The sequence below is a fragment of the Dactylosporangium sp. NPDC005555 genome (assembly GCF_040605635.1).
Lineage (GTDB): Bacteria > Actinomycetota > Actinomycetes > Mycobacteriales > Micromonosporaceae > Dactylosporangium.
In genome coordinates, this window is sequence record NZ_JBEXDG010000011.1 from 102521 (window position 1) to 114809 (window position 12289).

Consider the following 12289-nt stretch of genomic DNA (forward strand, 5'->3'; position numbering starts at 1 on the left):
CATGCCAGGCAACTCTGAACGCCGCGGCAAGCGGGTCGTGTCGAAGAAAGGCGCCGCCAAGGGCACCGGTGGCAAGAACCGGCAGTCCCTCGCGGGGCGCGGTCGCACCCTGCCCGCGGACGAGCGTCCCTGGCACAAGGGATACAGCGGCGACGAGGAACTTCCCCAGAAGACCGCCCGCAAGCAGGCCAACGAGCTGCGCGCCGCGGCGGCCCAGGGGCGGGCCCCGAAGATCGGCCAGCCGGGCACCAAGCGCACGGCGGGCAAGGGGCCGTTCGGCGCCGGGAAGAAGGCCGGTGGCACGGCCACGGCCCGGGTGTCGCCCGGACGGAAGTCGGTGCAGCCGAAGGACGGCCCTGAGCTGCTCGTCGGCCGCAACCCGGTCGTCGAGGCGCTGCGCACCCACGTGCCGGCCACCGCGCTGTATGTCGCCATCGGCATCGACATGGACGAGCGGGTCAAGGAGGCGGTCCGCACCGCCGCCGAGCGGGGCATCGCGATCCTCGAGATCACCCGCGCCGAGCTGGACCGGATGACCGGCGGCGTCCTGCACCAGGGCCTCGGCCTGCAGGTGCCGCCGTATGCGTACGAGCCGTTCGAGGACCTGCTCGCCGCCGCGAAGGAACACACGGCGCCGCTGCTGATCGCCCTCGACGGCATCACCGACCCCCGCAACCTCGGCGCGATCATCCGCTCGGCCGCCGCGTTCGGCGCCCAGGGCGTCTTCCTCACCGAGCGCCGCTCGGCCGCCATCACGGCGACCGCATGGCGCACCAGCGCGGGAGCCGCGGCCAGGGTCAAGGTCTCCCAGGTGGTCAACCTGACGAGATCCCTCAAGGCGTGCCAGGACGAAGGCTTCTTCGTCGTCGGCCTCGACGCCGACGGCGAGACGCCGCTCTACGACCTGGAGGCCGCGGTCGGCCCCCTGGTCGTGGTGGTCGGCTCGGAGGGCCGCGGCCTGTCCCGCCTGGTCGGGCAGACGTGCGACCTGAAGGTCGGCATCCCGATGGTCTCCGACGTGGAGTCGCTGAACGCTTCGGTCGCCGCCGCGGTCACCCTCGCCGAGGTCAACCGCCGCCGCACCCACTGACGCAGTTGAAAAACCGCCCGGCCTTTCTTCCGAAAGGCCGGGCGGCGCGCGCTAGCTGGTGCAGACGTTGCCCGTGGCCATCAGGGCCAGGGCTGTGACCTTGTCGTCCTTCGTCCACATCCAGTACTCGGCCTTGTCGTTGCCGGGCACTTTCGCGAAGCCGCTGGCGTATGTCGTCCCGTCGCTCTGCACGACCTTCCAGGTGGGGTACTTGCCGCGCATCACGGCACCGGACGTGCCGATGCGGACTCCCTCAGGCGTTGCGACCTTCTCCGGCGCCGCGATGAACACCACGCCGATCTCCGGGGATACGACGACCCTGCCATCGCCGGAGGGCAGCCCCTTCAGGAACGCCGCAGGGCACGCGTAGTCGGCGAACTCGGACAGCAGCCCGGTCGCGACGGCCTGCTGTTTGGTCATGCCGAGCCGGAGCGCGCCGTACCCCCGCGGACCGAGCACCAGCGTCGCACTGTTCGTGGTCGCTGCCGTCGAAACTGCGGTCGAAGGCGTGATCGGGGTGGCCGGGGCGGCGGGCGAGGTGGTGGGGGCCGCCGCGGAGCCGGCCGGCTCGGCGTCGCCGCCCCGGCGCTCGGGCGACGCGGCGCACCCGCCCAGCAGCAGGGCGGCGGCGAGGACGGTGGCGGTGAGGGTCTTGGCATGCATCGGGAACTCCCTGGCTCGGTGGTGATGTCGCAGGGTTCGATGCCCCCCGCCAGCGGTTTGTTCGCCACCGCCGTGTCGTGAAGCTGTCAGCACTCGTAGCAGTCCGGCTGGTCAGCTGCAAGGCTTGCATCGTGCGCGACAACCTGACCGGGATCCGTGTCGTGATCGCCGACGGCAACCCGGCGGTCCGCGACACGCTCCGCGCGCTGCTGGGGTCGTTGCCCGGCATCGATGTGGTCGCCGAGGCCGGCACGGGGCCCGAGGCGGTCCAGGCCGCGATCACCACGCGGCCCGACGTGCTCATCATGGATCTGCGCATGCCCGACCTCGACGGCGTCGCCGCAACCGTCGAGCTCACCAGGGCCGCGCCGGCCATCGGAGTGCTCGTGCTCAGCATGCACGAGAACGACGCCGCGATCATGTCGGCGATGCTGGCCGGCGCCCGTGGCTACGTCGTCAAGGGTGCTTCACCGGACGAGCTGTCGCATGCGATCCAGACGGTGTGGGCCAGCGGCGCGGTCTTCGGCCCCGGCGCCGCCCGGCGGATGCTGACCTACTTCACGCCGGCGGCTCTCAGCCCCAGGGAGCGGGAAGTGCTCGACCTGATCGCCGTCGGCCTGCCCAGCGCCACCATCGCCGCCCGCCTCGGCCTCGCCACCAGGACTGTCGCCGACCACATGACAGCGATATCCGCCAAGCTGCGCGATGCGCGAGCCGGCGGATCGGTTCGCTGAGAACAGGGTCGGCGTCGGCACCCTGGTCGCCCCCGATTGGCGAAGCGGCCAGCCCCGACGAGCTGGCCGCCGACCAGGGTGCCGACGTCCGGGCTACTCGTAGCAGTTCTGGTTCGCCGCCTGCAGGGTCACCTCGGTCACCTTGTTGTTCATCGTGATGATTCGGTACTCGGCCTTGTCGTTGCCGGGGACCTTCACGTAGCCGCGGGCCCATGACCCGTTGCTGTCGGCGACCTTCCAGGTGGGGTACTTGCTGCGCATCTCGTCGGCGGACGTGCCGATGCGCATCCCCTCAGGCGTTGCCAGCTGCTCCCATCCCTCGATGGCGACCAGGCCGAGGTTCGGGGAGACGACCACCCAGCCCTTGCCGGCCGGGAGGCCCTTGATGAAGGCCTGCGGGCAGCCGGAGTTGTCGAACGGGGTGATCAGGCCGGTCGCGGAGGCTTGCTCCTTGGTCATGCCGAGCCGGAGCGTGCCGTACCCCTGTGGGCCCAGCACCAGCGCCGGCGTGCCGGAAGTGGACGAGGACGAGGACGCGGCGGGCGAAGAAGAGGCGGGCGAGGAGGGGGTGGCGGGCGGCGGAGCCGCGGCGCTCGTAGGAGCGGCCGCCGAGCCGGCGGGGAGGGCGTCCCCGGCCTGGCGCTCGGGCGACTGCGTGGTGCACGCGGTCAGCAGGACGGCGGCGGCGGCGAGGGCGGTGAACATGGTCGTGGTGCGCATGGCGAACTCCCGGAAGGCTTGACTCGGTTGTGGTGTCGCAAGGTTCGATGCACTCAGCCGCGGTTTTGTTCGCCGCCGACGAGTCAGGAAACCGTCAGCCCGCCGCCCGTGCATGATCTTGCACGGCGGCGGGCTGATCTGCTAGCCGAGTCTGTCCCGGGTGTCAGCGGAAGTAGTGCCCGGCGGCGAGGTCGTCGAGCAGGCCGGGGTGGGTGGGCTTCCAGTCCAGCAGCGAACGGGTGAGGGTGCTGGACGCGGGGATGTCGGCGGCGAAGAAGCGGCCGAGCCACGCGAAGTCGTCCGGCGTGGCGTCCCCAGCGACCGGCAGGTCCAGGCCACGGCCGATCGCCGCGGCGATGTCCCGGGTCGGCACGCCCTCCTCGTCGACGGCGTGGACGACGGTGCCGGCGGGTGCGTCGAGCGCCAGTCGTACCAGAGCGGCGGCGTCGAAACGGTGGACCGCGGGCCAACGGTTGGCGCCGTCGCCGATGTACGCCGAAACGCCCCGCTCCCTCGCAATCCGCACCAGGGTGGCGACGAAGCCGTGATCGCCGTCGCCGTGAACGGTCGGCGCGAAGCGGAGGGCGACAGGCCGGACGCCGCGTGCGGTGTATTCGAAGGCGAGCTGCTCGGCGCCGCCGCGGGGCGCTTCCGGGCCGCGGCCGAGCGAGGGGTCGGCCTCGGTCGCGACGCGGCCGGGGGTGAGGAGCCCGACGCCGGACGCGAACAGGAACGGCCGGTCCGACCCGGTGAGGGCATCGCAGAGGGTGGTGACGGCGGCGCGTTCGGTCAGGCCGGCGCCGGCGTAGTCGGTGAAGTCGTGCTTGAACGCGAGGTGGACGACGGCGTCGGCGCCGGACGCGCCGGCGCGGAGGCTGTCGAGATCGTCGAGGCCGCCGTGGTGCGCCTCGGCACCGGCCTGCTGCAGTGCCTCGGCGGACTGTGCGGAGCGGGCGAGGCCGACGACCTGGTGACCCGCCTCAAGAAGCGAGGGGACGACGGCCGAGCCGATCCAGCCGGAGGCTCCTGTGACGAAGACGCGCATGACGGTGCTCCCTAACATGATGTCAGCTACTGACATCACGAACCATAGCGCGTGATGTCAGGGGCTGCCATCACTAGACTCGGGGACATGGGACGCTGGGAGCCGGACGCGCGCGGCCGCCTGATGCTGGCCGCGCTGGCGCTGTACACCGAACGCGGCTACGAGCAGACCACCGTCGCCGACATCGCCCAGCGCGCCGGCGTCACCGAGCGCACGTTCTTCCGCCACTTCACCGACAAGCGCGAGGTGCTCTTCGAGGGCTCGGGCGCACTGCAGGAGACGGTCGTCGCCGCGATCGAGGCCGCTCCCGCGTCGCAGACGCCGATCGATGTTGTGGGCGCTGCGATGGTACGAGCGGCGCAAATGCTGCAGGAGCGGCGCGACTTCGCCCGTCAACGCGCCGCCGCCATCGCCGCCAATCCGAGTCTGCAGGAGCGTGAGCTGCTGAAACTTGCCAAGTTGGGCGCGGCTGCGGCTGCGGCGCTGCGGGAGCGCGGCGTGCGGGAGCCGGCCGCGGGCATGGCCGCGGAGATCGGGGTCGCGGTGTTCAAGGTGGCGTTCGAGCAGTGGATCGCCGACCGTCAGCCGGTCGACTTCGCCGACCGCATCCAGGAGACCCTCGAGCAGGCCAAGGCCCTGACGAACGCCTGAGCGGTATCCCGTCGACCGGCTCCGATCCCCTCGGGTGGATCACTGCCCGGGTTTTGCGCTCGACCTAGGATGGGCCGGTGACTGAGCCTCAGCAGGGCTTCGCGATCGGTGTCGATCTCGGGACGTCCAACACGGTAGCGGTGGTGCGCTGGCCCGACGGGCGCACGCGACCGCTGCTCGTCGACGGTGCGCCCATCATGCCGTCCGGGGTCTTCGTCGACGAGCACGGCCGGCTGCACGTCGGCCGCGACGCGGCGCGCCTCGCCGGGCTCGACCCGTCGCGCTTCGAGCCCAACCCGAAGCGCCGCATCGACGAGCCGACCGTCCTGCTCGGCGACCGCGAGATCCCGACCGTCGACCTGCTCGCCGCGATCCTCGCCGCCGTCGCCCGCGCGGCCGTCGAGGCGGTGGGGTTCCTGCCCACGGCGGTCCTGACCTATCCGGCCGCGTGGGGCACCCTCCGCCGCGACACGCTCGCCACCGCCGCCCGGCGCGCGGGATGGCCGCCGGTCATGCTGGTCCCCGAGCCGGTTGCCGCCGCGCGCTATTTCGCCGATGTGCTGCGTCGCCCCGTCCCCGTGGGCTCCGCCCTCGCCGTCTTCGACTTCGGCGGAGGCACGCTCGACATCGCGGTCGTCCGCAACGACAACGGCCGGTTCACGGTCATCGGCTCCGGCGGCGTCGAGGACCTCGGCGGTCTCGACATCGACGCCGCGCTCGTCGAGCACCTCGGGCAGGTCATCGCCGGCTTCGCCCCGGCGACCTGGGAGGCGCTGCGTAACCCGTCGACCACGACCCAGCGCCGCGACCGGCGGCTCTTCTGGGACGACGTCCGCGGCGCGAAGGAGATGCTGTCCCGCACGACGGTCGCGCCGATCACCGTGCCCGGCGCCGAGCAGGCGATCCACCTCACCCGCGAGGAACTGGACCGGGTCGTCGGCCCGCTGATCCACCGCGCGGTCTGGGAGACGGGCTCGGTCATCGCTTCCGCGGGGTTGCGGGGCGACCAGCTCGCCGGCCTGTTCCTGGTCGGTGGGTCCTCCCGTCTGCCGCTCGCCGCCAGGAGGCTGCACGCCGAGTTGGGGATCGCGCCGACGGTACTGGAGCAGCCCGAGCTCCCGGTCGCGGAAGGTGCCCTGGCCGAACTGGCGCCGCCACCAGCGATGGCCGGCTTCGGCGGCGGGGAGATGACCTCGGCCACCGGCTTCGGCGCCAGCCCGACGACAGGCTTCCCCGGGTCGCCCACGGGGTCTCCTGCCGCTTTCGGGAACAGGACTGCTTCTTTCGGGAATGGGCCGGCCGCTTTCGGGAACGGGCCGGCAACCGCGCCTGTTTCGCCCGGGTTCGGCGCGCCGGTTTCGGGTGGCGGTGCGCCCGGGTATCCGATGTCGGCCGCGCAGGTCATTCCCCCAGGTCAATACAGTGCCCCGCCGGCTTCCATGCCTGCCGCCGCCGCGCCTGCCGCCCCTCGCCCCCGGCGCGGCCTGCTCGTCGCCGGGATCGCCGCGGTCGTCGTGCTCGCCCTGGTGGCCGGCGGCTATTTCTGGTTCTTCCGGGACAGGTCCACCACCGTCGACTTCGCCACGCTCAAGGCCGAGAAGACGTTCGACATGGACGACCCGACGAAGATCGACCTCGTCGACTCCGCCACGCTCAACGATCGTGCCGTCATCGGCTGGCGGGTCGGGAAGCAGTACTTCGTCCAGGCCATCGACCTCGACGGCATGAAGACGTCCTGGCCGAAAATCACCCTCGACGGCGACTTCAGCAAGTGGGCCATCGCCGCGTATTCGGGCGGCATCGTCGTGACCGGCACCGGCTCGTCCACCGGCGCCGTGTACATCCTCGACTGGAAGAACGGCGAGACGGTCTGGCAGGGCAGCCACAGCTCCTACGACGACGTGTATGCCCTGGGCCCGGTGCTGGCGATCCACCGCGAAGCGGGCAAGAAGACCGAAGCGGTCACCTGGGCCGGTAAAACCGCCTGGACCCGGCCGGACAATGCGAAAGGCTCGGTCCTCTACGGCCAGACCAGAAGCGCCGAGCTCCGGGGCCCCGCCGACTTCGCCGCCCAGTCGACCAACCGCGACATGAAGGCCCGCGACGACCTCATCAGCATCGACGGCGACGACCAGATCCGCCTCGTCGACGCCACCAACGGCAAAGACATCCGCAGCTGGAACAATGTCGGCGAATACGGGGCCACCTATCTCGCCCACGAGGACAAGCTGTTCGTCGCGAGCGGCAGCACCAAGTACACCGTCAACGTCTACGACCTGACCGGCGACGGGCAGCCGAGCCAGATCTACAGCTTCGGAAACGACAAGGTCAAGGTCATCGCCATGGCGCCGTGCGCCGACGACCGGTTGTGCCTCATCGACGGCACGTACGACGGCAAAGACAACACCGTCCGCGCCATTTCCGTCGCCGACAAGAAACAGGTCTGGGAAGCGGCCGCCCCCGGCAGCACCACCCTTGTCCCGGCCGGGCGCCAGGTCCTCGCCACCGACCCGGTCACTCCCGCCAGCGTGCTGCTGTCGTTCGAGGGCAAACAACTGTTGAGGAATGAGGACAAGGACTCGTATGGCGTCCGCGTCACGGCCGGCAGTCTCATGTTCTTCACCGGCACGTTGAGCGCCTCGTCCGCCTCCAACGTGACCCTGATCGGCGTGACGGCGGCGTCGGGGGAGCGGATCGCGCTGGGCCCGCTGACGAAGACCATCGGGCAGAGCTGTTCCTGGACCGAATCCGTGATCCTGTGCGCGACCGAGGGCAAGTTCCAGGTCTGGCGGTTCGCCGCTTCTTGAGCTCTACAGGAAAGGGCCCGGCGTTGTGTACGCCGGGCCCTTTTTGCTGCTTGCTACTTTGGATCAGATGCGCAGGCCGGTCGCGGCGTTGAACGCGTGGTGCGTGTTCACGTGCGGCCGGACGTACACGATCTCCGTCAGGCGCGGCGTGCGGCGCGGGTCGGCGCGCACGACGAAGCGCTCGTCCTGGCCCTCGAGGGCGACGGTGCCGTGGACGTACGCGTCGGAGCCGAGCTCCTCGACCAGGTCGACGGTGATCGGGATGCCACCGTCGTTCGGGCCGACCAGGTCCGTGTCCTCGGGCCGGAACCCGACCGTGACGCGGTTGCCGCCACCGTCGGCCTGCGCCGCGGTGAGCTGCTCACGGGTCAGCGGCAGCGTCACGTCACCGAACCGGCCGCCCTTCTCCGTCAGCGGCACCGTCTTGATGTTCATGGCCGGCGAGCCCATGAAGCCCGCGACGAACACGTTGGCCGGACGGTCGTACAGCTCCCGCGGGCTGTCGACCTGCTGCAGCACACCATCGAGCAGAACGGCCACACGGTGACCCATGGTCATGGCCTCGACCTGGTCGTGCGTGACGTACACCGTGGTGATGCCGAGCTTCGCCTGCAGCGTCGCGATCTGCGAACGCGTCTGCACACGCAGCTTCGCGTCGAGGTTCGACAGCGGCTCATCCATGAGGAAGACCTGCGGCTCACGCACGATGGCGCGACCCATGGCGACACGCTGCCGCTGACCACCGGACAGCGCCTTCGGCTTCCGGCCCAGGTAGTCCTCCAGCTGCAGCATGGCAGCGGCTTCCTTGACCCGCCGGTCGATCTCGTGCTTCGGCGTCTTGCGCAGCTTCAGCGCGAACGCCATGTTCTCGTACACCGTCATGTGCGGGTACAGCGCGTAGTTCTGGAACACCATCGCGATGTCCCGCGCCTTCGGCGGAAGGTGCGTGACGTTGCGGTCATTGATCAGGATGTCGCCGGCGTCGACGTCTTCGAGCCCGGCGAGCATGCGCAGCGAGGTCGACTTGCCGCAGCCGGAAGGCCCGACGAGAACCAGGAACTCGCCGTCCCCGATCTCAAGGTTCAACTGGTCAACCGCGGGGCGCGGGGTCCCCGGGTAGATCCGGGAGGCTTTGGAATACGTAACCGTAGCCATGACAGGGTGCCACCTTCCACCGGCAGGAACGTGCCGGACGATCCGAGTAGAAGCACCGGGAGGCGGCGATGCCGCCCGGAGTTCCCGTAACAGTAGGCGCCGTTCACCCCCCTGCCAAGGTCAGTACGTCACTTTGGCCCGTTTCGTACCGACTCGACCAACAGGTATGTCGGAGGCGGCGCCTGGGCCGCGCCCGGTAGGATTGTGGGGTCGGCCGACATGGCGCAATTGGTAGCGCACCCGACTTGTAATCGGAAGGTTGCGGGTTCAAGTCCCGCTGTCGGCTCTCTTGCTCCACCCCGTCGGGAGCGGTCGCCGCCGATGCCTACGCCACGGCGGCCGCGAAAGTTGCGTATAGGTCGCCGGACAAGGGTGTGTCGAGCTTCCACGTCACGGCCATCGGCCGCTCGCCTTCGTGGCTCACATACGTTGCGGGGCCGAGGAACCAAAACGCTCGGTCGTCGACTCGGGGACGTGCGAAGAGCAGGATCGCCCGGCCCATCGCCACATGGGTTTGGTACCGCTGGCCGGTCGGACTGTTGGCCGGCGTCGTCGACTGGCTCTCCCAGTGGATGAGCTCGCGATTGATGGCGTAGTCGCGGTAGCGGGTGGTCGGCGAAAAGTCGCCGTCCGTCTTGTCGAGCGTGAACGCGAGCAAGTCAACGCGTGCCTTCTTGGCGTCATACACCCCCTCGCGCCACTGCGGCGTCTTCACCCCGTCGCCCTCACCGACTGCCGCCAGAATCTCGAGTCGGGTGTACTGGCCATGCACCTGCAACGGGATCTCTGGTAGCGCCTGTTGCTGCACGTGATTGGGCACATCGCCAAGGACGTGGAGGAGTTCTTGCAGCTCGGCCCTCACCTGAGGATGCGACCACAACAGGTCGGCTGCTTTCTGCAGCGAATCGTCTTTCGTCACGACCTGGTCGGCGACGTTCGCGAGCAGCATCCGGAGGAGCCGCTGCTCGACGATCGGCATCGCGCCGACGTCGGGAGCATGCGACCTGTCGAGCAGCCCGCGATAGCCATCCAGGCGCTGGGGGTCGTCAAGGTGCTGCATGCGGCCGATGCCGCGACGCAGCGCCACCTCGTGCGGTCCGGTAGCCGCTACCGGAAGACCGGCCGCTTCGCGCATCGCCGACCAGCTGTATTTGCCGGCGTAGACGTCTGCGACCTCAAGCCCGGTTTCGGTGAGGTATTCCGCCATGGTGATCGTCGGGCGGGTGTGCGAGAGCGCGCGTAGCTCCGCGACCTTTGCCTGCCAGCGTGACGGGACGGCTTCTTTGACGCTGCGCAGGACAATCTCCTGTGCGACCCGGTCGAGCTCCATGTGGCATCCTGCCGGCAGGAATGGGAAGCCGCCCTCGATCGCCCGCTCCAGGTCGCCGCGACTGCCGCCGAGCAGCGCTCGATACCGCAAATCGAACCGGAACTCACGCCGATGCATACCGACAAAGTCGAGCACGGTGCAGATAGTTTTGCCCTTGGCGGTGCGGAGTCCGCGGCCGAGCTGTTGTAGGAACAGCGTGGCGCTCTGGGTGGGGCGCAGCATCAGCAGTGTGTCGGCCTGCGGCACGTCGACGCCCTCGTTGAACAGGTCGACGGAAAAGACGACCTGGACAGTTCCGTCCTCAAGCGCTCTGAGAGCGGTGCGGCGTTCGGTGTCCGGCGTCGTTCCGACCACTGCCACGGCTGCAACGCCGAGCTTCCTGAACTGGGCGGCCATGTACTGCGCGTGCGCGACGCTCACACAGAATCCAAGACAGCGCATGGTAGCGATGTCGTCGACGTGCGCTTCGAGCTTCGCGTAGACGAGACGGACCCACGACTCGTTGCTGGTGTAGACGTTGGTGAGGGCGTTGCCGTCGTATCCGTGGCCGCGGCGCCAAGGGACATCGCGGAGGTCGACGTTGTCGTGAATGCCGTAATAGGCGAACGGGACGAGGCGGTGCTGTTCGATTGCGTCCCAGAGCCGCAGTTCGGCGGCGATACGGTCGCCAAACCAGTGCAGGATTGGCTCGCCGTCGGCCCGTTCGGGTGTGGCGGTCAGGCCCAGCAGTTCCTGGGGCGTGAGTTCGTCCATGAGGAACCGGTATGAGCTTGCCGCTGCATGATGGAACTCGTCGACGATGACGACGTCGAAGTGGTGGGCGGGAAGATGCTCCAGCCCGGCCGCGTTCAGGCTCTGGACCGATGCAAATACGTGTTCGAATGCCGTCGGTCGGGCCCCGCCCACCCATAATTCGCCGAACGTGGGATCGCGCATGACCTGACGGAACGTAACCAGAGCCTGCTCCAGGATCTCCTTGAGATGCGCGACAAACAGCAGGCGTGCCCGGGGCAACCTGCTGCGCAACCGTGCGTAGTCAACCGCCGCCATGACTGTCTTGCCGGTGCCAGTCGCCGACACCAGGAGGTTCCGGTGGTGCCCGCGCGAGCGGGCGACCTCGATGAGTTCAAGCATGCGCTCCTGAAACGGTTCCAGGCGGACCTCGAGCGGGCTCAGGACTGTCAGGCCGCGCTCATTTTGCTTCCGGTCGTGGGCGAGCGCCTTGTCAAACTCGGCCCTGTCGTACGGGATGAAATCACCGCTTTGCCAGTAGCTGTCGAACACCGCCTCGATCTTCTTGACGACGTCGACGTTGCGGGCGGCGGACACTCGAACGTTCCACTCCAGTCCAGCGACCTGTGCGGAGTGCGTGAGGTTGGACGACCCGACGTATGCGGTATTGAACGCCGAGTGCCGGTGAAACAGCCACGCCTTGGCGTGAAGGCGAGTCGTGGACAGGTCGTATGAAACGCGCACCTCGGCGCCGAGTTCGGCCAGCTTGTCTAGCGCTTTGGCTTCGGTCGAGCCGGTGTAGGTCGTCGTCAAGACCCGCAGTGGCCGTCCGCGGGCACAATGCGCCCGCAGGGCGTCGAGCATCGGCCGGATGCCGCTCAGTCGGATGAAGGCCATCACCACGTCGATTGCCTCGGCGGAGGCGATCTCAGTGAGAATTTGGCTTCCCACTCTGGGTTCGCCGGGCGCGTTGGTCAGCAGCGTCGTGTCGAGCAGCGGAATGAGCGGCCGAGCCGCCGTGTGCACCGAGCCGTCGGGTCGATACTTGCCGATCGCGCTCAGAATCGTGCCCGGCGGTAGCGGCGATTCGAGCGCAGGCTCCGTCCTCGGCAGCTGTGCGCCCAGCGATTCGAGCAGTTGCTGCGCCACTTCGATGCCGATTGCGACTCGTTCCCGTGGCGGCACCGCTTCAAGTGCTCGTTCAATCTGCCGGGCCAGGAGCTGCGCGATACGGTCGGCCGCGTCGGCCGATCGGAGGTCCTGGCGTTCGATCAGCTTTTGGTCAACGTTGGCGAGCCGTGCTTCGAGCGCTCTGGTGACGACAACCTCGTACAGCCCCCTGGGCAGCTGATCTACCACCGC

At 69.1% G+C, this 12289-nt stretch carries 9 protein-coding genes and 1 tRNA gene; 5 read left to right on the forward strand and 5 right to left on the reverse strand.

Annotated elements, in window-relative coordinates:
• Position 1: 1 nt before the first annotated feature.
• On the forward strand, positions 2–1090 hold the full coding sequence (gene rlmB / locus ABZS58_RS15270; RefSeq protein WP_354781660.1) for a 23S rRNA (guanosine(2251)-2'-O)-methyltransferase RlmB: 1089 nt from the start codon (positions 2–4) through the stop codon (positions 1088–1090).
• A 51-nt stretch (positions 1091–1141) separates the two neighbouring features.
• On the opposite strand, the gene ABZS58_RS15275 is transcribed toward rlmB, so the two are convergent.
• Positions 1142–1753, reverse strand: a complete 612-nt coding sequence (locus ABZS58_RS15275) for a hypothetical protein (protein WP_354781662.1) — start codon at positions 1751–1753, stop codon at positions 1142–1144.
• Positions 1754–1884: 131 nt separating this feature from the next.
• On the opposite strand from ABZS58_RS15275, the gene ABZS58_RS15280 reads away from it, so the two are divergent.
• Positions 1885–2487 carry a response regulator transcription factor gene (locus ABZS58_RS15280; RefSeq protein WP_354781664.1) on the forward strand — a complete coding sequence of 201 codons (603 nt, stop codon included), beginning with the start codon at positions 1885–1887 and terminating at the stop codon, positions 2485–2487.
• Between the two features lie 93 nt (positions 2488–2580).
• Here ABZS58_RS15280 and ABZS58_RS15285 read toward each other — a convergent pair whose 3' ends face one another.
• Together ABZS58_RS15285 and ABZS58_RS15290 are read right to left on the reverse strand one after the other, a co-directional pair.
• Positions 2581–3207, reverse strand: coding sequence for a hypothetical protein (locus ABZS58_RS15285; protein WP_354781667.1), 627 nt, complete (start codon positions 3205–3207; stop codon positions 2581–2583).
• Positions 3208–3370: 163 nt separating this feature from the next.
• Entirely contained in the window at positions 3371–4252 is an 882-nt protein-coding gene (locus ABZS58_RS15290) for an SDR family oxidoreductase (RefSeq protein WP_354781669.1), read from the reverse strand.
• Positions 4253–4339: 87 nt separating this feature from the next.
• On the opposite strand from ABZS58_RS15290, the gene ABZS58_RS15295 reads away from it, so the two are divergent.
• Together ABZS58_RS15295 and ABZS58_RS15300 are read left to right on the forward strand one after the other, a co-directional pair.
• Entirely contained in the window at positions 4340–4903 is a 564-nt protein-coding gene (locus tag ABZS58_RS15295) for a helix-turn-helix domain-containing protein (protein ID WP_354781671.1), read from the forward strand.
• Between the two features lie 77 nt (positions 4904–4980).
• Positions 4981–7710 carry an Hsp70 family protein gene (locus ABZS58_RS15300; RefSeq protein WP_354781673.1) on the forward strand — a complete coding sequence of 910 codons (2730 nt, stop codon included), beginning with the start codon at positions 4981–4983 and terminating at the stop codon, positions 7708–7710.
• A 63-nt stretch (positions 7711–7773) separates the two neighbouring features.
• On the opposite strand, the gene ugpC is transcribed toward ABZS58_RS15300, so the two are convergent.
• On the reverse strand, positions 7774–8865 hold the full coding sequence (ugpC, locus tag ABZS58_RS15305; RefSeq protein ID WP_354781675.1) for a sn-glycerol-3-phosphate ABC transporter ATP-binding protein UgpC: 1092 nt from the start codon (positions 8863–8865) through the stop codon (positions 7774–7776).
• 213 nt (positions 8866–9078) lie between these two features.
• On the opposite strand from ugpC, the gene ABZS58_RS15310 reads away from it, so the two are divergent.
• Positions 9079–9151: transfer RNA gene (locus ABZS58_RS15310), tRNA-Thr, on the forward strand.
• Positions 9152–9190: 39 nt separating this feature from the next.
• On the opposite strand, the gene ABZS58_RS15315 is transcribed toward ABZS58_RS15310, so the two are convergent.
• Positions 9191–12286, reverse strand: a complete 3096-nt coding sequence (locus tag ABZS58_RS15315; RefSeq protein ID WP_354781677.1) for a DUF3427 domain-containing protein — start codon at positions 12284–12286, stop codon at positions 9191–9193.
• Between the last annotated feature and the right edge of the window lie 3 nt (positions 12287–12289).